The following is a 24,839-nucleotide window of genomic DNA, read 5'->3' as shown; positions in this document are numbered from 1 at the left end:
ACAACGCGCTGCGCTTGTGCAAACTCGCGTCCGTCCTGGGGGAGTAGTCTCCGGCGAGCGCCCTGCTCGCCTGGCATGCGTCAACATACTTGGTCCACAGACCATGGCGCATGCGACCTGCGCGGCCTGCCTCGGCAGCCGATGCCCGGTTTGACAAGACCCATGACACGTAACTCTGACCCTGGGCGGGCGGATGTTGCGTGTCATGGTGATTTCGTCGACCCGCCCTCAAGGAACCTGCTTGGAATCGTTCTACATCTCCACCCTGATCGTCGCGCTCGCCGAAATCGGTGACAAGACCCAGTTGCTCGCCCTGCTGCTGGCGGCACGCTATCGACGTCCAGCGCCCATCATCTGGGGCATCCTCATCGCCACTCTGATCAACCATGCGCTGGCCGGCGCCGTGGGCAACTGGGTTTCCACGCTGGTTTCACCCGCCGTCCTCAGCTGGATTCTCGCCGCCTCCTTCGCCGCGGTCGCCCTGTGGACGCTGGTGCCGGACAAGCTGGAGGATGAGGAAGCCGCACGCGGTCGCTACTTCGGCCCCTTCATGGCCACGCTGGTCGCGTTTTTCCTGGCGGAGATGGGCGACAAGACCCAAGTGGCGACGGTGATGCTCGCCGCGCAGTACCCGGACTTCCTCATGGTCATCGTCGGCACCACGCTGGGCATGCTGATCGCCAACGTACCCGTGGTGCTGGCCGGCAACTTCGCCGCCGACCGCCTGCCACTGACGCTGATCCGCCGGATTGCGGCCATCGGCTTCGCCGCCCTGGCCCTGTATGCCACCTACCAGGCACTGAGTCTGAACGGCATGCTTCCAGTCTGATACGCAGCGCAACTTGCCGGCTTCCCGGTGCTGCTAGAGTGCCGGCGTACCGCGCTTCTGGCGGCCAAACGGGGGAGCAGGCTGCATGTCACCAGAGGAACGCAAACGTCGGGTTCGCCAGCACATCGACCTGAGCTGGGGCAAGGGTCGCCTGGCGCTGGCCGAGCAGCTGCAGAGCCGCTACTTCAGCTACAAGAGTTCGTTCATCGCGCAACCGGTCAACAGCGCAGGATTCGGCCTGATCGTGCGGGAAATCCGCCTGGCCATGGCGGATATTGAAGTGGTGGTGGACGAATGCCTCAGTGAAGGCAACCGAGTGGTCACCTCCAGCACACTGTTCGGCACCCTGACGAAGCCGGTGTTCGGCTATCCACCGAGCGGCAAGATACTCACTGTGGCGGTCATGTCGCTGTGGACCCTCAACCCCAACGGCGATATCGAGGAAATCAACAGCCTGTTCGATCTGGAAAGCGCCCGGCAACAACTAGGCAGCGACAACCCTCTGCCGATCATCCTGCCACCGATCTAAGCCAGTGGCAGCTCGCCTTCGACCGTAGTTAACGCTTGCGATTCTGCTCGTACAGCGGCATCACCTTGGGGATATTGCTCTGCAAGGCCTGCGTGCGACTGCTCGAAGACGGGTGCGTGCTGAGGAACTCCGGCGGCGCCGAACCACCGGCGGCGCCCATCTTCTGCCACAGGCTGACCGCCGCGTTGGGGTTGTAGCCAGCGCGTGCGGCCAGTTCCAGGCCGATCAGGTCGGCTTCGTTTTCGTTGCTGCGGCTGTTGGGCAGCGTCATCAGGTATTCGACGCCCATGTTGGCCAGTTGCAGGCTGCCATCGCCGACGCCAAAGGCCGAGCCCAGCTGCGTCGCCATCTGCACGCCATAGGCCTTGGACATCGCCTCGCGCCCATGCTCGCGCAGCGCATGGGCGATTTCATGGCCCATCACCGCGGCGATTTCATCATCGGTCAACTTCAACTGTTCGATCAGGCCGCTGTAAAAGATGATCTTGCCGCCCGGCCCGCAGTTGGCATTCAGCTCCGGGCTGTCGATCACATTGACCTCCCAGTCCCACTGGGCGGCGTCCGGGCGGAACGCCGGCACCTCGGCAATCAGGCGTCGGGCGATGCCATCGACGCGTTTGCCAAGCGCGCTGTTTTTCGCCAGGACGCCCTTCTGCGACGCTTCGCTCAGGGTTTGCTGGTAGGACTGCGCATACATCTGGTTGACCTGCTCGGTGGACAACATGCTGAACATGTACTGCTTGCGCTCGACGCCGACGGCACCGCCACTGGTGGTGTTGACGGCCTGGCAACCGACGAGCAGGGAAGCGGCCAGGGCCAGGGTGAAAGAATGCGGCTTTGACATGTCGCGTCTCCGGTGAGTTCTGCGCCGTATGCTAGAGCGAGCCCTCTTGCCGAGCAACAGCGGCGCACGCAACGCTCATCGGGGCGCACTACAGTCCTGCCCCGCATGGCCGATATCAATGGACCAGAATAAAAATTCGGGAAGCTGCCATGTTCAAATCGATCCAGACCTCCTTTGCCGCCTTCGCCGGCGCCGGCATTCTTGCGGTAACGGCGGCCTTGCTGCTCTACGTCATGTGGAGTGGTACGCAGACCCAGCAGATGGTGGAATCGCGCACGCGCACGCTGATCGAGGGCATGGTGGAGCAGCGCGTCAGTGCGCTTGCCCAGCATCAGGTCAGCCGCATTCAGGCGCAGTTGCAACTGCCGCTGCTGATCGCAACGAACGTGGCGCGGGTCAATGCGCTGTCAGGCAAGACCGGCGAAGACGGCATGCCGATGGCCAACCTCACCCGTGAAGAGCTGATCAACCTGGGCCGGGAAACGCTGGAACAGAATCCGACGCTCAACAGCCTGTATATCGCCTGGGAGCCCAACGGCGTCGATGCCAACGACATCATGTACGGTGGCGATACGCCCGGCATGCTCAATGGCCGCTTCGCCAGCTGGCTGTACCGCGACGGCAGCGGCAGCCTGAAACTCGACACCCTTGGCGACATCGAAGACACCACGCTGCTACCGACCGGCGTGCGCGCCGGCGAGTACTACCTGTGCCCGCGCGAAACCCTCAAACCCTGCGTGGGCAACCCGGCGCCCTATGAAATGAACGGCAAGATGGCGCTGCTTTCCTCGTTCAGCGCACCGATCATCATCGACGGCAAATTCCAGGGTATCGTTGGCGCCGACCTCGAGATCGATTTCATCCAGCAGCTCCTGACCCAGGTGAACAGCCAGCTCTACAACGGAGCCGGCGAGATTGCCCTGATCACCACTAACGGTCGCCTGGCCGCCTATACCGGCGACGTTTCCCAGCTGGGCGCTTCGGCCAGCGCGGTTCTCGATGGGGACAGTTTCTCCCGCCTGCAGCAACTGCCTCTGGATACGCCTTCGCTGCAGATGAACAAGGCCCAGCAGCAGGTCGAAGTGTCCTTGCCGTTCACCTTTCCAGGCACCGACGCGCGCTGGACGATCAGGCTCGAGCTGCCGCTCGCCGTGGTGATGCAGGACCTCGACCAGCTGCTGGCCGAACTCGATGCCGAGCACCAGAGCGGCCTGCTGACCATGCTGGCGATCGGGCTTGGCATCGCCCTGCTCGGTATCCTCGCCATCTGGCTGGCCAGCGCCGGCATCACCCGCCCCCTGCGCCGCATGGTGTCGATGCTCGAAGACATCGCCCAGGGCGAGGGCGACCTGACCCAGCGTTTGAATGTCGACAGCAAGAACGAGCTGGGCCAGATCGCACGCGGCTTCAATGCTTTCCTGGCGCGCCTGCAAGGCATGATCGGCGAGGTGGTCGGCTCCGTGCAGAAAGTCAGCGATGCCTCGGAAGAAACCGCCGATATCGCCAATCGCACCGATCAGGGCGTACAGCGCCAGCTCGCCGAGATCGAACTGGTAGCCACCGCCGTGCATGAGATGACCGCCACCGCCCAGGATGTCGCACGCAATGCCACACAGGCAGCCGAAGCCGCGAACAGCGCCGACCACGCCGCCAATCAGGGCAAGCGGATCGTCGCAGCCACCGGTGCGTCCATCGCCGAACTGGCCGACGAGATCGGTCGTGCGGTGGAGGTGGTGCAGACCCTGGCGCGGGACAGCGAGAATATCGACGCGATTCTGATCACCATTCGCAGCATCGCCGAACAGACCAACCTGCTGGCCCTCAACGCCGCCATCGAAGCTGCACGAGCCGGCGAACAGGGCCGCGGCTTCGCCGTGGTCGCTGACGAGGTGCGCAACCTGGCGCAGAAGACCCAACAGGCCACCGGCGAAATCCAGAGCATGATCCAGCAACTGCAAAGCGGTACCCGAGACGCAGTAGACGTCATGGAAAGCAGCCAGAGCCGCACCCTGGACAGCGTCGCACAGGCTGACGAGGCGGCACAGGCGCTGGAAACCATCACCCAGGCGGTGTCGCAGATCAACGACATGAACAATCAGATCGCCAGCGCCGCCGAAGAGCAGAGCGCGGTAGCCGAAGACATCAATCGCAACGTGGTCAGTATCGGCCAGGTCGCCCACGAAGTCGCCGGTGGCGCCGAGGAAGCCAGCCAGGCCAGCGCCGGCCTGACCCGCCTGGCCGAGCAGCAGCGGCGGTTGATCAATCAGTTCAAGGTCTGACAGGCCGTTGAAAACCATCTGCCCCATCTGTAGGGTCGAATTTATTCGACCGCAAATTCGCAGCGAACTTCAAAGCCGAACAAGTTCGGCCCTACGCAAAGAGAGGCCCCGGCGCGGTAAGCACCGCCCTGCTCCGCCTGTAGGGTCGAATTTATTCGACCGCGAATCCGCAGCGAACGGCAAAGCCGAACAAGTTCGGCCCTACGAAGAGCAGGCTACGGCGCGGTAAAAAGGTATCAGGCAATGCAGGAGCACACGGCTAGTTCGCCGGCGTCAGGCACTCCGGCGCATCCAGCTTCGGGTCGTTGACGAAGGTCGCCAGTGGCCGTTCACGCAGTACCGGTTGCGGCGCGGCGAGCAAGACCTGCAAGGCATCGAGGGGCGTCTCGGGATCGAGCCAGGCACGCATGCCCGCCTCGTCGAGCATCACGGGCCGGCGCTGATTCGCCGCCGGCAGGGTCACCACTGCCGCACTGAGGTAGGTGTGGCCCTGTACCGGATAGGCTTCCCAGACCGCCGCGAAATACACCAGCGAGGCTTCGCCCGTCATCCAGTAGGGGCGCTTGCGCGCCGTGCCGCGCCATTCATAGAAGCCATTGGCCGGCAATACACCACGGCGCAGGCGGAAGGCGTCACGGAACATCGGTTGCTCGGCCAGGGTTTCCGCTCGCGCCTGAGCCGGCGTGCGGGTGAAGTCGCTCAGCCAGGCGGGCGTCAGCCCCCAGCGCACACGATCGAGCTGCACATCCCCTCCCTCGCTCCGGCGCAACAACAGTACCGAAGCGCCAGGCGCCAGGCTCCAGTGCGGCGACTGATCGGCGGGAAAACCGGGTAGCGCGGCAAAGGCCGGACTCCAGCGAAACAGGGCATAACGGCCACACATGGACGGGGACTCACAGAACTGAAAAGCGAGGGCACCGCCCGCATCTGGCAGCGGTGGCTAACAGAGAAGCTCGCCCGGATAACTCTCAGGCTCATCAGCGGGCAGCAGCTCGGCGTCATTGTACTCGGCGATCAGCTGTCGCGCGCGCTCGGCCTGTTCATCGCCGACCATCAGGCCGAGCAGCCCGGCAGCCGGCAGCTCCCCAACCGCACCGATCAGATGACGCCCGGTCAGGAATGCCTCGACCCCCTCGCCGGCCAGCATGCCGATCAGCATTTCGGCCTCCAGCAGGTCCCGCGCTTCGTATATGCGTTGCATCGCAGCTTCCTTCTCGCAAACGACTGACAACTGTTCCCGTTCCGCACGGACCCAATCACGGCTGGAGCCTGCGGATTCATTACTAGCCACACGGTAATTGTGGCCCAGTTTCGCTTTCAGCGTCTCCCGCGTGACTTGTCGTTATAATCGCCGTCCAGTTACGACCCCGAAACAATTGGGGTTATTCAGTGGTTTCCCTTACAGAGAGCATGATGGACGAATTCGAAGCCATCCGACCCTATACCGACGCCGAAGTCCCTGCCGTGATGGCGCGGCTGTTCGCCGACCGGGAGTTCCTCGACATTCTGGCGCGTTTTCGCTTTCCGCGACTGGCCGGCCCTCTGGGCTGGCTGCTCAAACCGCTTATCGCGCAACGCCTGCGGAGCGAGTTTGCCACCATTCACTCGGTCGATACGCTGCAGGCCCGGATCGAAATGTACCTGGACCGCACCATCGAACGTGCCACCGACGGCATCACCTATTCCGGCCTGGACAGCCTGCAGCACGGCTGCGCCTATCTGTTCATGGCCAACCATCGCGATATCGTGATGGACCCCGCTTTCGTCAATTACGCGGTGTTCCAGGCGAAGCTGCGCACGCCGCGTATCGCCATTGGCGACAATCTCCTGCAGCGGCCTTTCGTCAGCGACCTGATGCGGCTGAACAAGAGTTTTATCGTGCGTCGCTCGATCACCGGTCGGCGCGAGAAACTCGCGGCCTATCAGCTGCTGTCGGCATATATCAACCACTCGATTCGCACCGATGGCGAGTCGATCTGGATCGCCCAGGCCGAAGGCCGGGCCAAGGATGGCGACGACCGCACCGACACCGCAATCCTGAAAATGCTGCACATGAGCCGCAAGGACGAGCCCTTCGCCGAGGTCCTGTCCGCCCTGCGGCCCACGCCGGTGTCGATCAGCTATGAATACGACCCCTGCGACCTGGCCAAGGCCCGCGAGCTGTATATCCGCGACACCACCGGCAGCTACACCAAGGCGCCCGGCGAAGATGACGCCAGCATCGCCCTGGGCATCACCGGCTACAAGGGCCGCGTGCATATCGGCTTCGGCACGCCCATCAGCGAAGTCCCGGAAGACGCCAGGCAGCTGGCCGCCGAGATCGACCGGCAGATCCTCTGCGATTATCGCCTGTTCCCGGTGCATTACCTGGCCTACCGGATCTGGGACGACTGCGACCCCGAGCTGGCGATCCCCAGTCTCGCCGAGCTGTTCAGCAACGAGGAAATCGCCCGTGCCGAAGCCGAGTGGAAGCGCCGCCTGAGCGCCTGCCCGAGTGAGCATCAACCCTACCTGATCCAGCAGTACGCCACGCCCGTGCGCAACCAGTATCGCCTCAAGGCCGGCCTGCCGCTGTAGCAGCCCACGGCAAACCCTCTGCTGACCATAGCCCCGTTTCGCCGCTACAGCGAAACGGGCGAATCCGCTCGCACGCCTGACTGAAAGCCGGCAATTGACCGGCTATTTGTGCCATTTATGCCGATAGTCCCTGGGCTATTCATTGACTTGCAATCCTTTTCGGCTTAACCCTCGTCTCGCTTCAAAGGTCCGAAATAGAGCACGCGCCGGTATGGGCAACCAGGCGAACTGCCCGGCACGAGCGAAGCGATGAGCGTGCGGTAGCGCTCGAGGGATTCAGCCACTCAGGATCAACAGGACCAAACAATGAATAAGAATATTAGGAAAAAGGGGGCACTCTCACTCATCCTGCTGGCAAGCGCCATGCTGACCAGTGGGACCATGGCCGCGGTATCCGAAACGGAAGCGGCAAGGCTGGGCGACAGCCTGACGCCTATCGGCGCGGAACAAGCCGGCAACGCCGCCGGCACCATCCCCGCCTGGACCGGCGGGCTGGCGACCGACGCCGCGCCGATCAGTACCGACGGTTTCGTCAGCGATCCTTATCCGAGCGACACAGCCAAATTCACCATCACCGCGCAGAATTACGAGCAGTATCAGGAGAACCTGAGCCCCGGCCAGATCGCCATGCTCACGCGCTATCCCGAGACCTATCGGCTGCCGGTCTTCGAAACCCGGCGCAGCGCCGCCATGCCGCAGCGCATCTACGACGCGGCACAGCGCAACGCCACCCGGACCGCGCTGGTACGCGGCGGTAACGGCCTGGAAAACCTCGATACGGCCATCGCCTTTCCCATCCCGCAGGATGGCCTGGAAACGATCTGGAACCATATCACCCGCTACCGTGGCGGTTCGGCCCGCCGCGTCGTGGCGCAGGCGACCCCCCAGGTCAACGGCAACTACAGCCTGGTGAAGTTCGTCGACGAGGTCGTCTATACCGAAAGCCTGAGCGACTACAGCCCGGACAAGCACGGCAACGTGCTGTTCTACTTCAAGCAGCAGGTCACCGAACCCTCCCGCCTGGCGGGCAACGTGCTGCTGGTGCATGAAACCCTGGACCAGGTGCAGGAACCGCGCATGGCCTGGATCTACAACGCCGGCCAGCGCCGTGTGCGGCGCGCCCCGCAGGTGGCCTATGACGGGCCAGGCACCGCCGCCGACGGCCTGCGCACCTCCGACAACCTGGATATGTTCAACGGCGCGCCGGATCGCTACGAGTGGAAACTGGTGGGCAAGAAGGAGTTGTACATTCCCTACAACGCCTACCGCCTGGACTCACCGCAGCTCAAGTATGGCGACATCATCAAGGCCGGCCATATCAACCAGGACCTGACCCGTTACGAACTGCACCGCGTATGGGAAGTCGAGGCCACGCTGAAAAGCGGCGAGCGGCATATCTATGCCAAGCGCAACTTCTTTATCGACGAGGACACCTGGCAGGCCTCGATCATCGACCACTACGATGGCCGCAATTCGCTATGGCGGGTAGCCGAGGCGCATAGCGCCTACTACTACAACGAGCAGGTTCCGCTGTATGCCATGGAAACCCTCTACGATCTGATCTCAGGCCGCTATCTGGTCATGGGCATGAAGAACGAAGAAAAGAACCCCTACCGCTACAACTACGAAACCAGCTCGCATCAGTACACACCGGCGGCATTGCGCAATTCCGGGGTGCGCTGAATCCCGATCGATATCCACCCGTTCACCAGAAAAAAGAAACCCGCAGCAGATGCGGGTTTCTTTTTTACGGCCTGCCTGGGCTGCCAGCTACTGCGAAAGCACCTGACCGATATTCTGGTCCTTGAACACCCTGGTCAGGGCATCGCTCAATACGTCGCTGACCAGCTTGGTATTGGTCTGCTCGTTGGGCGCCATGCCGAAGCGCTGGTTGAGCGTCGCACCATAACGACCGGTATAGCGCCGCCCGGCGTTCTGCACCTCGATGCGGAAGGTAGCGCCGATGGTCGCCTCGGTCACGTAGAGCCCTTCCTTGGGTGACTGGTACTTCAGCTCGGCCAGGGTCAGGGTCAACTGCGGTGCGTTGTAGGCGTTGGCCGACGGGGTGAATCCGAGCAGGCGAACGGCTGCCTCGGCCTCGGCCTGCAGCTTGGGCAGGATTTTTTCCTTCGGCACGCTGACGGCGCTGGTTTCGGGATACAGGCCACCGCGGGTGCCGAGGGTCGGCGAAGGACGGCCATCGACGATCCGCACCGCGACCGGCTGGCCCTGGCCGACGGGATTGATGGTGCCGGTGAGTTTCGGGGTCGGATCGAGCTGTTGCGGGCTGTGTGCACAACCGGCGAGCGCCAGCGCGGACACAGTGAAAAGGCTGAACAACAGACGTTGCAGCATGCCGTTTTCTCCAGATTGGGTGAGCGATGGCGTGCAGTATAACCAGCACTGCAAGCGCCCGACAGCAATGCGCGCAAGCCTCGCCGCGATAAGCTCCGCCGTTCATCAAGCGGTCATGAAAAGCTGCGATAAAGCGGCAAACGCATTCGGAGCCCGCTTTATGCTCATGTCTCTCGCCGTGCTTCGCCGCCCCATGCGTCGCCACTATGCCTTCGTCGATGACGAGGATAGCTGCCGCATGCTGCTGACCGCCGCCAGCAGGCCGCATGGTGAGCGCTGGGTGGAGGTTCGCGAAATACGCCTCGACTGGATCGGCAAACCCATACCGTCCTCAGGTGTTGCGCATACTGAAGTACAGCCCAACACATGAAAAAGCCGCCCTGCTCATGCTGAACAGGGCGGCTTTGGACTTAGCGCGCAGGCGACCTTAGTCGGCCAGCCCCAGGCGCTTGTCGATCATCGCGACCACTTCACGGTAGGCGACGGCATCGCTTTCGAGCACATTTTCACGAGCCGGGAATATCTCACCGAGCTTCGTGGTCCACGCCTCGCTTCCGAGCTGCTCGGGGAAGCAGCGCTGGATCAGGTCGAGCATGATCGAAACGGTCACCGAGGCACCCGGCGACGCGCCCAGCAACGCGGCGATGGAACCGTCCGCAGCCGATACCAGTTCGGTCCCGAACTGCAGAACGCCACCTTTTTTCGGGTCTTTCTTGATGATCTGCACACGCTGGCCCGCCACTTCCAGGCGCCAGTCCTCGGCCTTGAGCTGCGGATAGAAACCGCGCAAGGTGTCCAGACGATCTTCCATGGACTGCCGCACTTCCTTGATCAGGTAACGGGTCAGGTCCATGTTGTCACGCGCAACGGCCAGCATCGGCTTGAGGTTGCTCGGACGGATCGACATCGGCAGGTCGAGCGACGAACCGTATTTCAGGAACTTGGTGGTAAAGCCCGCGTAGGGCCCGAACAGCAGCGACTTCTTGCCGTCCACCACGCGCGTATCCAGGTGCGGCACGGACATCGGCGGCGCGCCGACGGCTGCCAGGCTGTAGACCTTGGCCTGATGCTGGCTGACGATTTCCGGGTTGTCGCAACGCAGCCACTGACCACTGACCGGAAAGCCACCGTAACCCTTGCCTTCCTCGATGCCGGACATCTGCAGCAACGGCAGTGCCGCACCGCCCGCACCAAGGAAGACGAAACCGGCATCGATTTCACGACTGCTGCCATCCTGGCTGTTCTTGATCTCTACACGCCAACCCTTGCCGTTGCGCGCAAGTCCGGTGACCTTCTGCAGATAGGACATCTTGACACCCGGCTTGGTCGCCAGGTAGTCCAGCATCTGGCGGGTCAGCTTGCCGAAATTGACATCGGTGCCGTTCATTGCGCGGGTCGCGGCGATGGGCTCGTCAGCCGGGCGACCGGGCATCATCAGCGGCATCCATTCCTGCATGGTGGCGCGGTCTTCACTGTAGACCATGTCCTCGAAAGCATGGTGCTGCTTCAGCGCCTCGAAACGACGCTTGAGGTAGTCGATGTTCTTTTCGCCACGCACGAAGCTCAGATGCGGCACTACATTGAGGAAGTCCCTGGGGCTGCCGAAACCTTCACGATCACTCAGGTAGGCCCAGAACTGCTTCGAGACCTCGAACTGGGTATTGATGGTGACGGCCTTCTTGATATCGATCGAGCCATCCTTGCTGTCCGGCGTGTAGTTCAGCTCACACAGTCCCGCATGGCCGGTGCCGGCGTTGTTCCAGGGGTTCGAGCTCTCGACGGCTCCGGACTCCTGCAGTTCGACAATCTCAAGACGTATGTTGGGATCGAGTTCCTTGAGCAGTACTGCCAGAGTGGCACTCATGATACCGGCGCCCACCAGTACCATATCTACCGCTTCGCTATCGTGTTGCGCCATTAACGCGTTCTCCAGAAACACAGCATTAAACTGTCACGACCGCAGTACGCAATCGCGTAAAACCACCAGCCAGACGGTCGAAAACGGAGGAAGTCTTCATACCGCTGTCCGGGCTTGTGCCCGAAAACAGTCCGCCACAAAAGGGAACTGTCCGCTTTCAGGAGAACGGCTTTTGGCCTACTCCCTCCCGCACCGCATTTTCCGGAGCAAGGCGACAGACCTGGGCTCTACGGGAAACGCGCGGCGGGAAAATCATGTGTGGCTGCCAGCCGCTCAGCCCTTGTCCTGTGCTGCCGCAAGCAATTGCGGCGGAATCTTGCCCGGCTCAGCCGCGAGCGGCCCGGATCACTTCGATATAAGGCGCTGCCAGACGCTGATCGCCAATCAGGGCGACGATATCCCGACCCTCGGCATCCTGCGCCTGCAGGTCATATCCCGCTTCGGTGAAAAAGCCGATGAAGCGCTCGAAATCATCGATGCGCAGACCGCGATAGGCCTTGATCAGCTTGTGCAGCGACGGCGGCGTATCGTCGGCCGGCTCGGGCTCGAGAAACAGCTTGATCGACTCGTCGGTAATCTCTTCACCCACCACCTTCTGCTTGTCTTTGCGCATCTTCACTCCAGTCGACGAGCCTCACGGGGGCGGCAGTTTACTCCTGGAGACCTGCTCACTCAACGCACCAGAGGCCGTTGCGACCAAGGTCGTACAGGGTCGCAAGCGGATTTGCAGGTGCGCTTTACTCTCGACATATACTCGACCTTTGCGCACATGGAGTGTCCTGGATGACTTTTCCGCCCCTGTTCGCCGCTTGGCGTCAAGCCTTGCGTTCGGGCTACAACGGTCGTGCCTTGCGTGGCGACATCAGTGCCGGCCTGACGGTCGGTATCATCGCCATACCGCTGGCGATGGCGCTGGCCATCGCAGTGGGCGCCCCGCCGCAACATGGCCTGTATACTGTACTGGTTGCGGCTCCGCTGATCGCCCTGACTGGCGGCTCACGCTTCAACGTGTCAGGCCCGACGGCGGCCTTCGTGGTCATCCTGCTGCCGATCACCCAGCAATTCGGCCTCGGCGGGCTGCTGCTGTGCACCATGCTCGCCGGTCTGATCCTGATCGCCATGGGCCTGCTGCGCGCCGGCAGGCTGATCGCCTTCGTGCCTTACCCGGTGATTCTCGGGTTCACTGCGGGCATCGGCATCGTCATCGCTACCCTGCAGCTCAAGGACGTGTTCGGCCTGAGCGTCACCGAACAACCGCAGCATTACCTCGAACAGATCGGCTTGCTGGTCAGCGCCCTGCCCAGCGCGCAGCCGGGCGACGCCCTGGTCGCGGCACTCTGCCTGGCGGTCCTGATCCTCTGGCCACGCTGGGTGCCCAAGGTGCCCGGACATCTGGCCGCGCTCACGGTCGGTGCCCTGGCCGGACTCGCCCTGGAAGCCTCGGGGCTGCCGGTGGCCACGCTGGGCGAGCGCTTCAGCTACAGCGTCGATGGCGTGAGCCACCCCGGCATTCCGCCGTTTCTTCCGGACTTCGCCTGGCCCTGGACACTGCCCGGCCCCGATGGACAGCCGCTGGTACTGAGCTTCGAGCTGTTCCATCAGTTGCTGGCACCGGCATTCGCCATCGCCATGCTCGGCGCCATCGAATCGCTGCTGTGCGCGGTGGTCGCCGACGGCATGACCGGCAGCAGCCACGACCCCAATGCCGAGCTGCTCGGTCAGGGCCTGGGCAATCTGGTGGCGCCGCTGTTCGGTGGCATCACCGCCACGGCCGCCATCGCCCGCAGTGCCGCCAACGTGCGCGCCGGCGCTTTCTCGCCACTGGCGGCGATCATCCATGCCGGCGTGGTGCTGGTGGCTATTCTCTGGCTGGCGCCCCTGTTCAGCCACCTGCCGATGGCGGCCCTGGCGGCGCTGCTGCTGATGGTGGCCTGGAACATGAGTGAAGTCCCTCATGTGCTGAAGACGCTGCGTATCGCGCCGCGCAGCGACGTCCTGGTGCTGCTCACCTGCCTGGTGCTGACGGTGCTGTTCGACATGGTCCTGGCCGTGGGCGTGGGTCTATTGCTGGCAGCGGGCCTGTTCATCAAGCGCATGAGCGACCTGACCGACACCACCAGCCTGCGCGATAGCCAGAAGCGCCTGTTCGCTGACCTGCCCGCGCATGTCGCCGCCTACACCATTCGCGGGCCGCTGTTCTTCGGCGCAGCCGAGAAGGCCCTGGGTGTGTTGCGCCGCTTCAACCCGGACGTGAAAGTGGTGATCGTCGACATCAGTGGCGTACCGATGCTGGACATGACGGCCCTGGCGGCCCTGGAAAACGTGCTGCTGGATTACCGCAAGCAGGGAATCACGCTGATCCTGGCAGGCAGCAGCCCAAGCGTGCGCCTCAAACTGCGCCGCGCCGGCATTCATCGCCTGCCGGGGCGCCTGCATTACGTACCCGATCTGGCCCACGCCAAGCTGAAGGCTCAGCACCTGCTGCAGGAGAGCGAGCCGATTCATTGATCGACAAGGCAACCGGCGCAACCATGGATGTTGCGCCAGCCCTCAAGACGGCAATTTGCCCTCTATCAAAGAAAACCCTTCCCGCGAATAAAGGTTTTATCCCTGCAGAATGAGAAAATCCCTGCAGTCCACATGAAAAGTGCGGACAAGTACCCGCCAGCGCAATGCAGGAATTCGTTCAGGCGTAACCCGAATATCCCGACATGCATTTTTGCCCGATAACCCTCCAGGGTTCGGTGTGCGGCGCCATAGACTCAGACCCTCAGGGCCTATTTCATGCGGCTCAACACACCTGTCACGCAACGCAACATTCCCGTAGACCCTGCCGCCAACATTCTTTCCACGACCAATGCCAAAGGTCATATCACCCATATCAATGACGAGTTCATTCGCATCAGTGGCTTCGCCAGCGAAGAACTGATCGGACAGCCGCACAACATCGTTCGCCATCCCGACATGCCGCGCGCGGCCTACGAACAGATGTGGCAACGGTTGAAATCCGGCAAGAGCTGGCTGGGTGCGGTCAAGAACCGCTGCAGGAACGGCGATCATTACTGGGTGCGCGCCTACGCCATCCCGATTATCGATGACAACGGCAACATCGTTGAGCTGCAGTCGATACGCTCGAACCTCGATCCCGGCGTGCAGAAGCGCACCGAAGAGATTTACGCAAACCTGAGCGAAGCCCAGCCCGCCAAGGGACCTGTCCCCCTGCCCCGCCCACGTCGCACTCCCGCATACCACACGTCAGTGGCACTGACGACAATCCTGCTGCTCGCACTCTGCAGCATCAGCCAGTCATTCACTGCTTCTCTTCTGCAGGCCGCCGGCGTCTGGCTGCTGTTCAGCCTGTTCGCATACAGTGCCGTCTGGTACATGACAGAGCCCCTGAGAAAAACCGTCAAGCGTGCCAGAACGCTGATTGACGATCCCCTGACCGAAAAGATCTTTACTGGCAGAACGGACGACATCGGCAGTATCGAACTTGCCATGATCTCCCAGCAGGCAGAGCTGGACGCAGTGCTCAAACGTTTTTCGGACCTGGTTGCAGCCCTGGACCAAGGCGTGAACATTGCCAGCGACAACAGCCACAAGGCGGCTGAAAGCGTAGGCCGGCAGTCCATGGCAACCGATACCATTGCCGCGGCAACCGAGGAAATGTCGGCCACCGCCAGTGAAGTCGCGAGCCAGGCCAATGCCATGCTGAGCCAGGTACAACAGGCGACTCAGCGGGTATTCGAGGGCCAGAGGCTGGCACATGACACCCGCGCCAGCATGGATCAACTGTCTTCTGAGCTGCACAAGGCAAGCACCGCCATTGCTCAACTGAGCGATGCCAGCAAGGGCGTCGCCAGCTCACTGGCCGTCATTGGAGAAATTACCGAGCAGACCAACCTGCTGGCGCTCAACGCCTCGATCGAGGCCGCCCGTGCCGGAGAAGCAGGTCGCGGATTCGCAGTGGTAGCCGATGAAGTGCGCAACCTGGCCAAGCGTACCCTGGCCTCGACCGAACAGATCGGCCAGACACTCAACGCCTTCAGCCAGACGGTCTCCGAGAGTTCCCAGGCCATGGCACGCTGCGATGGGCTGGCCTTGACCACTGTCAGCAATGCAAGCCTATCCGATCAAGCCCTGGCCGCAACGGTCAACTCCTTCGAGCAGATCACCCAGGCCTGCAGCCGGACCTCGGGCGTCGTGGAGCAGCAATATATGGCAGCCACGGAAATCTCGGAAAAGCTCAGCTGGATCAACCAGTCGGCCAATGAAACGAGTGCCCTCAGTAGCGCAGCCAAACATGCCGTCACTGATTTGAATACGCAAATACAGCAGGTGCGCGCCCTGATCGGCAGGCTGCAAAGAACGTGAAAACCACGCAAGACGACCGTATCGCAACGACTGAGCAGAGGCTGACGACGCCCTTGCGACCCTAATCGCTGGTGCGGTCAGCCGTACTTGCGCAGGTTGGCCATCATCTCCTGCAACGCCTGCATGTTGTCGGCTGGATGCGTGGCATCGTCGAAGCTGCAGATATCCTCCCAGCGCGCGGCGACCTCTTCGGCATCGAAGCCCGCCGCCGGGTCGAAACCTGCGCCGCGGCTGCGCTCCCAGCGCACCTTGCCCATCCAGCCGCCACCCACCTCGAACAGGCCGGCGGTTTCCTGGCAACACTCGCTGGCCAGGTACACCACCAGCGGGCTGACCAGCTCGGGCTTGAGCTGCTCGAAGATCTGCGGCGGAATCAGCCCTTCGGTCATCCGCGTGGCGCCGGTGGGAGCAATGGCGTTGACCAGGATATTGCTCTTGCGGCCTTCCAGCGCCAGGGTACGGGTCAGGCCATAGAGGCCGAGCTTGGCCATGCCGTAGTTGGATTGACCGAAGTTGCCGTAGATGCCGGAGGTGGATGAGGTGAAGATCACCCGGCCATAGCCCTGTTCGCGCAGGTATGGCCATGCGGCCCGCGTGACCTTGTAGGCACCCTCGACATGCACCCGGTAGACCGCGTCCCAGTCGGCGTCTTCCATCTTGTGGAAGGAGTTGTCGCGGAGGATACCGGCATTGTTGACCACCACGTCGAGGCGCCCGAAGCTGTCCAGCGCCTGCTGCACGATCTTCCCGCCATCGGTGACCGAATCGTGACTGGCGACCGCGCTACCGCCGGCCTGGCGGATTTCCTCCACGACCTGGTCGGCTGCCGAGCGATTGGCGCCTTCGCCCTGAGCGCTGCCGCCCAGATCATTGACCACGACGCGCGCGCCATGGCGGGCGAACAGCAGCGCATGGGCACGCCCGAGGCCGCCCCCGGCGCCCGTGACTATGACCACCTTGTCGTCGAAGCGGATGCTCTCACTCATCTGGCTCTCCATTGGAATGTGGGATGTGTTTTGACGTCGGGCAGGCAGTGTCCGACGCGACCCAGCGGCTGGCAATCACGCGCACGCCGGATGAATGCCCAGACATAAGGCTGCGGGATGATGAATCGCGCAAAACGCCTGAATATCAATGAATTACAACGCCGGGCGACGGTTGATCAATAAAGCACCAACAGCCGCTACGCCACGCCCGGTGGGCTTTGTGCAAGTCTGCAAAGAGGTTATCCACAAGGCCGTGCACAAGGATCGTGGATAACCTGCGTATACAAGGCTATCGAGGTCATTGACACAAGCGAAGAGCAGCTCATCGTCATTGCGCCTACGCTATTACCACAGCACTGAAGGAGATTCGTCATGCCCAGCTTCCGTTTTTTCGAAAACCTGTTTGCCGACTACGCCCTGGCCGCCTAGTGACGCCTGCACGCATGAAAGGTTGCTGATGCCGAACGCATGGGCATGACAGCAGATTAACAGCGGCTGCACAGGGTAAAAAACGTACACTTGCGCCCAGCCCAGTGGGCACGTGGGTTGCAGAGAGTTCACCCGTTGTTATCCACAAGCTGCTCCACAGCAATCGTGGATAAGTGCCAAAAGAATCCTTTGCCTTGTAAAAACTCCTTGGAAATCAAGGATAAAAGACTTGCCATCACAACCCCCATATGCACCGATGCCGCTTGTGCGTTGTTTGAACAAAAACTGTACAACCCTCTGAAACACTGATCCTGAGCGAGCTTGAACGGTTGGCCCCAAGGTTACCCACAGAACGCCTCACAGGTATTCGGGATAACTCACAGGCCAGTCGCAGCACGAACTTCCCTGTCCTTCTCCAGCTCCAATAGCCATCACTCTCGCAGGAACCCAGCCATGTCCGCACCGCGCTACTTCGGCAAAGACCTGTCTCGCGTGCCGTTCTTCTTCAGTCGGCGGGCAGGTGTTCGATGATGGCTTTTCTGGGGTTGGTGCTGGTTGCCTTCATCTGCTTTGCGCTGGTGTTCTATATCAAGCAGCGGCAATACCGGCACCCGGCGCTACGCATGCCTTATCAGCTCAGACGACCTGTCCTGCAGGCCGAGGAGCGCGAGCTGCTGGCACTGCTGCAACAGGCCGTGGCCAATGACTACCTGATTCTGTGCAAGATACGTGTCGCCGAGGTGGTCGAAGTGACGGCCATCCCCCGACGAGCGCCCTGGTATCAGGCGACCAACAGAATCTCGGCGGGCTGTTTCGATTTCCTCCTGTGCGACCGGCAGACGCTCGACCCCGTCTGCGCCATCGAGATGGAGCCGGCGAGCGAAGACAATGCCTTTCTCGATGAACTGTGCGAAACCATCGCGCTGCCGCTGGTGCGCCTGCCAGCGGAAAAGGCACGCGCCTACAGCGAGGTGCGCGCCGCCATCGAGCGGGCGACCGCCGCCTGAATTCGCGGGCGGTAACCGCTCCCATGGCCGCCGGGCGCCCCTCTCAACCGGCAACACCTTCGAGGTCCGGCATGACGCTGAAACCCTGGCTCACCGCCCTCTTCAACCGGGTTTCGCGCCTGATCAGCCGCTACCCCGGCAGCATCGCGCTGTTCGGCTTCTGCTCGGGCATCGCCAGCTTCGTGCTGGTGGAGCGCCAGGCCGGACTGGCCAAGGTCATCGCCGCCGTGATGCTGTTCAGCTGGCTCTGGCTGATGCTGGAAAACACCCTGCGTCGCGGTCTGGAGCGCCGGTTCGGCTGGAAGGTGCCGCCGCCGCTGCTGCGCTATGTCACCCAGATGGTGCATCAGGAAAGCCTGTTCTTCATCATCCCGTTCTTCTTCGTCACCACCACCTGGAACAGCGGCCAGTCGGTGTTCACGGTGATCCTGGGAATGGCCGCGCTGGTCTCGCTGATCGACCCGCTGTACTACAAATGGCTGGCGCCGAAGCGCTGGCTCTACCTGGCATTCCATGCACTGACACTGTTCGCGGTGCTGCTCACGGCGCTGCCGATCATCTTCCATCTGTCGACCCCGCAGAGCTATCTCTGGGCACTGGGCATCGCCGTCCTGCTGGCCCTGCCGAGCCTGCGCGGGCTGTTTGCGCAGTGGAGCTGGAAAAACCTGATCGCGATTCCATTACTGGCCATCGTTGTTGCAATGGCCGGCTGGCTGGGGCGCACCTGGGTGCCGCCGGCAACCCTGTGGCTGACGGACGTCGCCGTGACCATGAGCATGGACAATGCCTCGCGCAAGCCCGGCAATCGCCTCAATCAAGTGAGCCTGGCCGAGCTGCACGCCGAGGGGCTGTTCGCCTTCACCGCGATCAATGCGCCACGCGGCCTGAAGGAGCGCATCTATCACGAATGGGTGCACAACGGTCGAAGGGTGGACCGCATCCCGCTCGACATCAGCGGCGGACGCAAGGCGGGGTATCGCGCCTGGACCCACAAGCGCAACTTCCCCACTGCCGCCGCAGGCAAGTGGCGCGTGCAGGTCATGACCGAAGCGGGGCAGATGATCGGCATGTTGCGCTTCGAGGTCATCGAGTGAACCGCGCACAGGCAGCAGACTCGAACAGCAGAACAGCAGCCGTCGCACGGTCGAAAGGAGAAACGCATGGAATGGTGGGAAGTGGTGAGCCGCACCGTTGCAGCAGAATTTTCCGACCTTCCCGATCTCGAACACGCCACCCGCGTCTCGGTACGGCTGCTGCTGGCTGCGGCGCTCGGCGGCGTGCTCGGCTACGAACGCGAGCACAAGGGCAAGGCGGCAGGCCTGCGCACCCATATGCTGGTGGCGCTGGGCGCCGCGCTGTTCGTGCTGGTGCCAATGGAAGCCGGCATGCCGCTCAACGATGTATCGCGGGTCATGCAGGGCATCATTGCCGGTATTGGCTTTCTGGGCGCCGGGACCATACTCAAGGGCAACTCGGCTCAGGACGTGAAAGGCCTGACCACGGCGGCGGGTATCTGGCTGACGGCGGCCATCGGCGTTGCCTGCGGGCTGGGGCACGAGGCTACGGCGGTGCTGACCACCGGCTTTGCGCTGGCGATCTTCGTCCTGATGCCGCGCCTGGAGCAGCATGCGGCCAATACGGTCGAGGATTGCGACCAGCAGGGCCGCGACAGTGAACAGAATCCCTGAATCATCCCTATGCAGGAACACGCCATGCACAACCGTCCCGCCTTGCTGGCGACAGCAGCACTCATGCTCGGCCTTGCCGGCTGCGGCGAAACCGCAAAACTGACTGTGGGTTCCGGTTACGGGCCGCACCCGATCTTGCCCGAGCCCAACAAGACGCTGATTCCCACCGTCAATATCGCCAAGGCGACCGGCTGGCCCGAGGGCACAAAGCCGCACGCGGCACCCGGCCTGCGCGTCGAGGCATTCGCCGGCGACCTCGACCATCCGCGTTGGCTCCATGTCCTGCCCAATGGCGACGTGCTGGTAGCCGAAAGCGACGCGCCGCCCAAGCCGGAAGGCAACCAGGGCCTGCGCGGCTGGGTCATGAAGAAGGCCATGGCACGTGCCGGTTCCGGCGGCGAAAGCACCAATCGCATCACCCTGCTGCGCGACAGCGATGGCGACGGAGTAGCGGAACAGCGCACGGTATTGCTTGAAGGCCTGAACTCGCCCTTCGGCATGGCGCTGCTCGACGACTGGCTCTACGTCGCCAACACCGACGCCCTGCTGCGCTTCCCCTATGAGCAAGGCGCCACCCGGATCGACGCGCCGGGCGAGAAGGTGGTCGACCTGCCGGGCGGCCCCATCAATCACCACTGGACCAAGAACGTGATCGCCAGCCGCGACGGCGCGCGGCTGTACGTTACCAGCGGCTCCAACAGCAACGTCGGCGAAAACGGCATGGCCGCCGAGGAGAACCGCGCCGCCATCCTCGAAGTCGATCCGCAGAACAAGACCCTGCGCCTGTTCGCCTCGGGCCTGCGCAACCCCAACGGGCTGGCCTGGCAACCGGACAGTGGCCAGCTGTGGACCACCGTCAACGAGCGCGACGAAATCGGCAGCGATCTGGTGCCCGACTACATGACCTCGGTGCAGGACGGCGGCTTCTATGGCTGGCCCTACAGTTATTTCGGCCAGCACCTCGACAAGCGCGCCGAGCCTCCACGACCGGATCTGGTGGCCAAGGCCATCGTTCCCGATTATGCCCTGGGCGCGCATACCTCCTCGATGGGGCTGGCCTTCTATGAGGGCGAACTGCTGCCGGAGCGTTACCGCAACGGTGCATTCATCGGCCAGCATGGCTCCTGGAACCGCAAGCCGCGCAGTGGCTACAAGGTGGTTTTCGTGCCGTTCAGGGATGGCAGACCGGACGGCGCCCCCGAGGACATCCTCACCGGCTTCGTCAGCGCCGACGAGAAAGCCCTGGGCCGCCCCGTAGGTGTCGCCGTCGACAGGACCGGCGCCCTGCTGGTGGCCGACGACGTCGGCGACATCATCTGGCGCGTAACGCCGAACACTGACTGAAAGGCCTCAGAGCATCACTGGCAACCTATGGGTCAGGCGGATTTCCTCGGGTGAAATCTCCACACCGTAGGCCAGCACCTCGACACCCGCCGCCACTGCATCACGCAAGGCGGCGGCATACAGCGGGTCGATCTCGCTGGCCGGGCGCACCGCCTCGATGCCGCTCAGGTTCACGCAATACAACTGCACGGCACGCACGCCGTCACGCGCCAGCGCCGCCAGCTCACGCAGATGGCGCGCGCCACGGCTGGTGACCGCATCGGGGAAGGCCGCCACCGCCGTATCGCCGAAGCCGAGAGTGACGCTCTTGACCTCGACGAAAGCCGGCCCCGCCGGGTAATCCAGGCGAAAGTCCACCCGGCTGTTTTCCGTGCCGTAGGCGACTTCCCGCCTGAGAGTGGTAAAACCCGTCAGCTCCTCGATCACCCCGGCCAACAGTGCTTCCTCCACCAGACGATTGGCACGCGCGGTATTCACGCAGGCCAGTCGTCCCTGCGGCGTTTCCACCAGTTCCCAGGTGCCGGGCAGCTTGCGCCTGGGATCGTCGTTGCGCTGGAACCAGATTTGCGCACCCTCGCCCATGCAGTTGAGCATCGAGCCGGTGTTCGGACAGTGGATGCACAACGACTCACCGTCATCGCTGACGATATCGGCGAGAAAGCGCTTGTAGCGGCGTACCAGTCGTCCCGCTTCCAGCGGGCTGGAAAAGCGCATCAGCCTTGCCAGCTCTGCAGACCGCGAGCAATGCGCTCGACCGCCGCTTCGAGCTGCGACAAATCCTGGGTGTAGGCGAAGCGCACATGATGAGCAGCCTGATACCGACCGAAATCCAGCCCTGGGGTAATGGCGACGAACTGGGTCTCCAGCATGTGCTGACAGAAGGCAAAGGCATCACCGCCAAAGGCACTGATATCGGCATATAGATAGAAGGCGCCTTCGGGCTCCACCGCGATGCCGAAGCCCAGCTCACGCAAGGCCGGGAGCAGGAAGTCGCGACGGCGGGCGAACTCGGCGCGGCGTGTTTCGAGAAGCTCCAGCGTGGCCGGCTCGAAACAGGCCAGTGCCGCATGCTGAGCCATGGTCGGCGCGCTGATGTAGAGGTTCTGCGCCAGTTTTTCCAGCTCCGCTACCGCATCGGGCGGCGCAACCAGCCAGCCCAGACGCCAGCCGGTCATGCCGAAATACTTGGAGAAACTGTTGAGTACGAAAGCCTCGTCGTCCACCTCCAGCACGCTGGCGGCGTCCACGCCGTAGGTCAGGCCGTGATAGATCTCGTCCACCACCAGATGCCCACCACGCGCCCTCAGTGCGCTGGATAACCCGGCCAGTTCATCGCGGTTCAGCAGCGTTCCAGTGGGGTTGGCCGGCGATGCGACCAGGGCGCCGACGCTGTCCGCATCCCAGTGCCGGGCGACCAGTTCCGGCGTCAGCTGGTAACGCACTTCCGGCCCCACCGGCACTAGTTGCGCGGCGCCTTCGATCAGCCGCAGGAAGTGCCGGTTGCAGGGATAACCGGGGTCCGCCAGCAGCCAATGCTTGCCCGGATCGACCAGCAGACTGCTGGCGAGCAACAAAGCACCGGAACCGCCGGGAGTAATCAGTACCCGTTCGGGGTCAATAGACAGCTGATAACGCCGCGCATAGAACCCGGCGATGGCTTCACGCAGCTGCGGCAACCCTCGGGCAGCCGTATAGCGGGTGTGGCCGGCGGCCAGCGCAGCCTGGCCCGCCGCAACAATGGGCGCAGCGGTAGTGAAGTCCGGCTCACCGATTTCCAGGTGGATGACATCACGCCCCAGCGCCTGCAGTTCATTGGCACGCGCCAGCAGCGCCATGACATGAAAGGGTTCGATTGCGCGGCTGCGTGCACTGTAAGACGAGGTCATATGACCTTCCTGATGAGAACAAAAAACCGATTCTACCCAAGGTCCCCCTGACGCCGCAGCCACCGTGATACTCGGGAGTAGCGCACCCCGATACGATCTGGTAAGTTCGCCCGCTTGTAGCCGCAGGGCCGGCACGGGCCGGCAGAGGGATCCATCATCCTGCGCAATGGACATAGCGAGAGGCGTTCATCCATGCCCATTACCAAAACGAAAAACAGCACCCAACTGATTCGCGCCTTCGAGCCATACAAGGAATCCAAAGGTGAGGAATACATGAGCGACAAGATGCGCGCTCATTTCACCGGCATCCTCAACAAGTGGAAACTGGAACTGATGGAGGAAGTCGATCGCACCGTGCATCACATGCAGGACGAGGCGGCCAACTTCCCTGATCCGGCCGACCGCGCCAGCCAGGAAGAAGAGTTCAGCCTGGAACTGCGCGCCCGCGACCGCGAGCGCAAGCTGATCAAGAAGATCGACGAAACCCTGCAGCTGATCGAGGACAACGAATACGGCTGGTGCGATTCCTGTGGCGTCGAGATCGGCATCCGCCGCCTGGAAGCCCGCCCCACCGCCACACTCTGCATCGACTGCAAGACGCTGGCGGAGATCAAGGAAAAGCAGATCGGTTCCTGATCCCGGAACGGGGCGCTACGGCGCCCCGCTTCATTTGTGCATCCTGCCACCTTCCGCCTCGCCGATCAGCACCCGAGCCGGTCCATGTCTTCATCCCCTTCCCTGACATCCGCCTACGTGGGACGCTTCGCGCCGACACCCAGCGGCTATCTGCATTTCGGCTCGCTGGTCGCGGCCCTCGCTTCCTATCTTGACGCCCGCGCCGTCGGTGGCCGCTGGCTGCTGCGCATGGAAGACCTCGACCCGCCACGGGAGATGCCCGGTGCTCAGGCCGCCATTGTCGAAAGCCTGCAGCGCTACGGCTTCGAGTGGGATGGCCAGATGCAGCGCCAGAGCGCGCGCCATGACGCCTACGAACAGGTCATCGAACGCCTGCTGCACGAAGGTCTGGCCTACCCCTGCCAATGCTCGCGCAAACAGCTCGAAGCCTGGCCGGGCGCTTACCCCGGTTTCTGTCGCGACGCCAACCAGCCGCTGGAAAACGCCGCGATCCGCCTGCGTGTGCCGAATCTGGAATACCGCTTCAGCGACCGCGTTCAGGGCGAATTCGGCCAGCACCTGGGGCGCGACGTCGGCGATTTCGTGATCCGCCGCCGCGACGGCCTGTTCGCCTATCAGTTGGCCGTGGTGCTGGATGACGCCTGGCAGGGCGTAACCGACGTGGTGCGCGGCGCCGACCTGCTTGACTCGACCCCGCGCCAGCTCTATCTGCAGGAACTGCTCGGGCTGCCGCAACCGCGTTACCTGCACGTGCCGCTGATCATCCAGCCGGACGGGCACAAACTGGGCAAGAGCTACCGCTCGCCGCCGCTGCGCCCGGACGAAGCCGTACCGCTGCTGCTGCGCGCCTTGCGCGCCCTCGGCCAACCCACCGCCCCGGAACTGGGCGACGCCCTGCCCGGCGAACTCCTGGCCTGGGCCATCCCGCGCTGGGATGCCGAGCGCATCCCGCGCACACTGACGCTGGCCGAGGCGCAGTTGCGCTGAAGCTGCTGGAAGCGAATCCTGTCCGCTTGTCGGGTCGATGAAGCGTGACCCGACCTTGTATCTCGACTGCAGCCTTTCAGGAGGCGATAGTCCCCGGCTGATCATCGGGGGAGAGAGTGCAAGTAGTACCCGCCCTTAAGCTTCGAGCTTGTGACGTAGATAACGCTGCAC

Annotated in this window: 23 protein-coding genes and 1 riboswitch; of the genes, 14 read left to right on the top strand and 9 right to left on the bottom strand. The window is 62.8% G+C overall.

Annotated features, from left to right (window positions below):
* The first annotated feature begins 19 nt into the window (after positions 1 to 19).
* Positions 20 to 152, top strand: a riboswitch (yybP-ykoY riboswitch).
* Positions 153 to 241: 89 nt separating this feature from the next.
* Both ACYCFC_RS01535 and ACYCFC_RS01530 read left to right on the top strand, forming a co-directional pair.
* A complete protein-coding gene (locus tag ACYCFC_RS01535; RefSeq protein ID WP_181086142.1) occupies positions 242 to 829 on the top strand; it encodes a TMEM165/GDT1 family protein in 588 nt (195 codons plus the stop codon).
* 85 nt (positions 830 to 914) lie between these two features.
* Entirely contained in the window at positions 915 to 1,358 is a 444-nt protein-coding gene (locus tag ACYCFC_RS01530) for an ester cyclase (RefSeq protein ID WP_181086140.1), read from the top strand.
* Positions 1,359 to 1,386: 28 nt separating this feature from the next.
* Here the strand turns inward: ACYCFC_RS01530 and ACYCFC_RS01525 are convergent, their stop codons facing one another.
* Complete coding sequence (locus ACYCFC_RS01525; protein ID WP_459652941.1) at positions 1,387 to 2,202, bottom strand: M48 family metallopeptidase; 816 nt, start codon at positions 2,200 to 2,202, stop codon at positions 1,387 to 1,389.
* A 149-nt stretch (positions 2,203 to 2,351) separates the two neighbouring features.
* Between ACYCFC_RS01525 and ACYCFC_RS01520 the strand changes: the two genes are divergently transcribed.
* Positions 2,352 to 4,481 carry a methyl-accepting chemotaxis protein gene (locus ACYCFC_RS01520; RefSeq protein ID WP_459652940.1) on the top strand — a complete coding sequence of 710 codons (2,130 nt, stop codon included), beginning with the start codon at positions 2,352 to 2,354 and terminating at the stop codon, positions 4,479 to 4,481.
* Between the two features lie 259 nt (positions 4,482 to 4,740).
* Here ACYCFC_RS01520 and ACYCFC_RS01515 read toward each other — a convergent pair whose 3' ends face one another.
* Both ACYCFC_RS01515 and ACYCFC_RS01510 read right to left on the bottom strand, forming a co-directional pair.
* On the bottom strand, positions 4,741 to 5,364 hold the full coding sequence (locus tag ACYCFC_RS01515) for an SOS response-associated peptidase (RefSeq protein ID WP_459652939.1): 624 nt from the start codon (positions 5,362 to 5,364) through the stop codon (positions 4,741 to 4,743).
* Positions 5,365 to 5,421: 57 nt separating this feature from the next.
* Positions 5,422 to 5,682: a putative signal transducing protein gene (locus ACYCFC_RS01510; RefSeq protein ID WP_181086132.1), complete on the bottom strand. Its 261-nt coding sequence runs from the start codon at positions 5,680 to 5,682 to the stop codon at positions 5,422 to 5,424.
* A 212-nt stretch (positions 5,683 to 5,894) separates the two neighbouring features.
* Between ACYCFC_RS01510 and ACYCFC_RS01505 the strand changes: the two genes are divergently transcribed.
* Positions 5,895 to 7,058 carry a 1-acyl-sn-glycerol-3-phosphate acyltransferase gene (locus ACYCFC_RS01505; protein ID WP_459652938.1) on the top strand — a complete coding sequence of 388 codons (1,164 nt, stop codon included), beginning with the start codon at positions 5,895 to 5,897 and terminating at the stop codon, positions 7,056 to 7,058.
* A 306-nt stretch (positions 7,059 to 7,364) separates the two neighbouring features.
* Positions 7,365 to 8,741: a DUF1329 domain-containing protein gene (locus ACYCFC_RS01500; RefSeq protein WP_459652937.1), complete on the top strand. Its 1,377-nt coding sequence runs from the start codon at positions 7,365 to 7,367 to the stop codon at positions 8,739 to 8,741.
* 87 nt (positions 8,742 to 8,828) lie between these two features.
* Here the strand turns inward: ACYCFC_RS01500 and ACYCFC_RS01495 are convergent, their stop codons facing one another.
* Entirely contained in the window at positions 8,829 to 9,413 is a 585-nt protein-coding gene (locus ACYCFC_RS01495) for a YajG family lipoprotein (RefSeq protein WP_181086126.1), read from the bottom strand.
* On the opposite strand from ACYCFC_RS01495, the gene ACYCFC_RS01490 reads away from it, so the two are divergent.
* Positions 9,412 to 9,783 (top strand): hypothetical protein, encoded by a 372-nt coding sequence (locus ACYCFC_RS01490; protein WP_459652936.1) that lies wholly within the window; start codon positions 9,412 to 9,414, stop codon positions 9,781 to 9,783. The genes ACYCFC_RS01495 and ACYCFC_RS01490 overlap by 2 nt on opposite strands.
* A 57-nt stretch (positions 9,784 to 9,840) precedes the next feature.
* On the opposite strand, the gene mqo is transcribed toward ACYCFC_RS01490, so the two are convergent.
* On the bottom strand, positions 9,841 to 11,352 hold the full coding sequence (gene mqo / locus ACYCFC_RS01485) for a malate dehydrogenase (quinone) (RefSeq protein WP_459652935.1): 1,512 nt from the start codon (positions 11,350 to 11,352) through the stop codon (positions 9,841 to 9,843).
* Between the two features lie 304 nt (positions 11,353 to 11,656).
* On the bottom strand, positions 11,657 to 11,944 hold the full coding sequence (locus tag ACYCFC_RS01480) for a PA4642 family protein (RefSeq protein ID WP_459652934.1): 288 nt from the start codon (positions 11,942 to 11,944) through the stop codon (positions 11,657 to 11,659).
* 170 nt (positions 11,945 to 12,114) lie between these two features.
* Between ACYCFC_RS01480 and dauA the strand changes: the two genes are divergently transcribed.
* Positions 12,115 to 13,839: a C4-dicarboxylic acid transporter DauA gene (gene dauA, locus ACYCFC_RS01475; RefSeq protein ID WP_181086118.1), complete on the top strand. Its 1,725-nt coding sequence runs from the start codon at positions 12,115 to 12,117 to the stop codon at positions 13,837 to 13,839.
* A 276-nt stretch (positions 13,840 to 14,115) separates the two neighbouring features.
* Positions 14,116 to 15,705 carry a methyl-accepting chemotaxis protein gene (locus ACYCFC_RS01470; RefSeq protein ID WP_459652933.1) on the top strand — a complete coding sequence of 530 codons (1,590 nt, stop codon included), beginning with the start codon at positions 14,116 to 14,118 and terminating at the stop codon, positions 15,703 to 15,705.
* Positions 15,706 to 15,782: 77 nt separating this feature from the next.
* On the opposite strand, the gene ACYCFC_RS01465 is transcribed toward ACYCFC_RS01470, so the two are convergent.
* Positions 15,783 to 16,691 (bottom strand): SDR family oxidoreductase, encoded by a 909-nt coding sequence (locus ACYCFC_RS01465; protein WP_459652932.1) that lies wholly within the window; start codon positions 16,689 to 16,691, stop codon positions 15,783 to 15,785.
* Between the two features lie 956 nt (positions 16,692 to 17,647).
* Between ACYCFC_RS01465 and ACYCFC_RS01460 the strand changes: the two genes are divergently transcribed.
* From ACYCFC_RS01460 to ACYCFC_RS01445, 4 genes are all read left to right on the top strand, one after another.
* Positions 17,648 to 18,127 carry a DUF2726 domain-containing protein gene (locus ACYCFC_RS01460; RefSeq protein WP_336509726.1) on the top strand — a complete coding sequence of 160 codons (480 nt, stop codon included), beginning with the start codon at positions 17,648 to 17,650 and terminating at the stop codon, positions 18,125 to 18,127.
* A gap of 71 nt (positions 18,128 to 18,198) precedes the next feature.
* Positions 18,199 to 19,221, top strand: a complete 1,023-nt coding sequence (locus ACYCFC_RS01455) for a DUF5924 family protein (RefSeq protein WP_181086106.1) — start codon at positions 18,199 to 18,201, stop codon at positions 19,219 to 19,221.
* A gap of 66 nt (positions 19,222 to 19,287) precedes the next feature.
* The gene (locus ACYCFC_RS01450) at positions 19,288 to 19,815 is read left to right on the top strand and encodes an MgtC/SapB family protein (protein WP_459652931.1); all 528 of its coding nucleotides are present in this window, start codon (positions 19,288 to 19,290) and stop codon (positions 19,813 to 19,815) included.
* Between the two features lie 24 nt (positions 19,816 to 19,839).
* On the top strand, positions 19,840 to 21,159 hold the full coding sequence (locus tag ACYCFC_RS01445; protein WP_459652930.1) for a PQQ-dependent sugar dehydrogenase: 1,320 nt from the start codon (positions 19,840 to 19,842) through the stop codon (positions 21,157 to 21,159).
* A 6-nt stretch (positions 21,160 to 21,165) separates the two neighbouring features.
* On the opposite strand, the gene sfsA is transcribed toward ACYCFC_RS01445, so the two are convergent.
* Entirely contained in the window at positions 21,166 to 21,873 is a 708-nt protein-coding gene (sfsA, locus tag ACYCFC_RS01440; protein ID WP_459652929.1) for a DNA/RNA nuclease SfsA, read from the bottom strand.
* Positions 21,873 to 23,045, bottom strand: coding sequence for a pyridoxal phosphate-dependent aminotransferase (locus ACYCFC_RS01435; protein WP_459652928.1), 1,173 nt, complete (start codon positions 23,043 to 23,045; stop codon positions 21,873 to 21,875). The genes sfsA and ACYCFC_RS01435 overlap by 1 nt, the downstream gene beginning before the upstream one ends.
* 192 nt (positions 23,046 to 23,237) lie before the next feature.
* On the opposite strand from ACYCFC_RS01435, the gene dksA reads away from it, so the two are divergent.
* Together dksA and gluQRS are read left to right on the top strand one after the other, a co-directional pair.
* A complete protein-coding gene (gene dksA, locus ACYCFC_RS01430; protein ID WP_181086096.1) occupies positions 23,238 to 23,681 on the top strand; it encodes an RNA polymerase-binding protein DksA in 444 nt (147 codons plus the stop codon).
* Positions 23,682 to 23,765: 84 nt separating this feature from the next.
* Entirely contained in the window at positions 23,766 to 24,668 is a 903-nt protein-coding gene (gene gluQRS, locus ACYCFC_RS01425) for a tRNA glutamyl-Q(34) synthetase GluQRS (RefSeq protein WP_459652927.1), read from the top strand.
* Positions 24,669 to 24,839 lie beyond the last annotated feature (171 nt).

Source organism: Stutzerimonas sp. NM35, assembly GCF_054604355.1.
Note: the sequence above shows the minus strand (reverse complement) of the source record. Positions and strands in the feature narration are given on the sequence as shown.

Coding starts and splice junctions, on each gene's coding strand:
- ACYCFC_RS01530 (WP_181086140.1), top strand. CDS start 915: ATGTCACCAGAGGAACGCAAACGTCGGGTTCGCCAGCACATCGACCTG.
- ACYCFC_RS01525 (WP_459652941.1), bottom strand. CDS start 2,202: ATGTCAAAGCCGCATTCTTTCACCCTGGCCCTGGCCGCTTCCCTGCTC.
- ACYCFC_RS01520 (WP_459652940.1), top strand. CDS start 2,352: ATGTTCAAATCGATCCAGACCTCCTTTGCCGCCTTCGCCGGCGCCGGC.
- ACYCFC_RS01515 (WP_459652939.1), bottom strand. CDS start 5,364: ATGTGTGGCCGTTATGCCCTGTTTCGCTGGAGTCCGGCCTTTGCCGCG.
- ACYCFC_RS01510 (WP_181086132.1), bottom strand. CDS start 5,682: ATGCAACGCATATACGAAGCGCGGGACCTGCTGGAGGCCGAAATGCTG.
- ACYCFC_RS01505 (WP_459652938.1), top strand. CDS start 5,895: ATGGACGAATTCGAAGCCATCCGACCCTATACCGACGCCGAAGTCCCT.
- ACYCFC_RS01500 (WP_459652937.1), top strand. CDS start 7,365: ATGAATAAGAATATTAGGAAAAAGGGGGCACTCTCACTCATCCTGCTG.
- ACYCFC_RS01490 (WP_459652936.1), top strand. CDS start 9,412: ATGCCGTTTTCTCCAGATTGGGTGAGCGATGGCGTGCAGTATAACCAG.
- ACYCFC_RS01495 (WP_181086126.1), bottom strand. CDS start 9,413: ATGCTGCAACGTCTGTTGTTCAGCCTTTTCACTGTGTCCGCGCTGGCG.
- ACYCFC_RS01480 (WP_459652934.1), bottom strand. CDS start 11,944: ATGCGCAAAGACAAGCAGAAGGTGGTGGGTGAAGAGATTACCGACGAG.
- dauA (WP_181086118.1), top strand. CDS start 12,115: ATGACTTTTCCGCCCCTGTTCGCCGCTTGGCGTCAAGCCTTGCGTTCG.
- ACYCFC_RS01470 (WP_459652933.1), top strand. CDS start 14,116: ATGCGGCTCAACACACCTGTCACGCAACGCAACATTCCCGTAGACCCT.
- ACYCFC_RS01465 (WP_459652932.1), bottom strand. CDS start 16,691: ATGAGTGAGAGCATCCGCTTCGACGACAAGGTGGTCATAGTCACGGGC.
- ACYCFC_RS01460 (WP_336509726.1), top strand. CDS start 17,648: ATGATGGCTTTTCTGGGGTTGGTGCTGGTTGCCTTCATCTGCTTTGCG.
- ACYCFC_RS01455 (WP_181086106.1), top strand. CDS start 18,199: ATGACGCTGAAACCCTGGCTCACCGCCCTCTTCAACCGGGTTTCGCGC.
- ACYCFC_RS01450 (WP_459652931.1), top strand. CDS start 19,288: ATGGAATGGTGGGAAGTGGTGAGCCGCACCGTTGCAGCAGAATTTTCC.
- ACYCFC_RS01445 (WP_459652930.1), top strand. CDS start 19,840: ATGCACAACCGTCCCGCCTTGCTGGCGACAGCAGCACTCATGCTCGGC.
- sfsA (WP_459652929.1), bottom strand. CDS start 21,873: ATGCGCTTTTCCAGCCCGCTGGAAGCGGGACGACTGGTACGCCGCTAC.
- ACYCFC_RS01435 (WP_459652928.1), bottom strand. CDS start 23,045: ATGACCTCGTCTTACAGTGCACGCAGCCGCGCAATCGAACCCTTTCAT.
- dksA (WP_181086096.1), top strand. CDS start 23,238: ATGCCCATTACCAAAACGAAAAACAGCACCCAACTGATTCGCGCCTTC.
- gluQRS (WP_459652927.1), top strand. CDS start 23,766: ATGTCTTCATCCCCTTCCCTGACATCCGCCTACGTGGGACGCTTCGCG.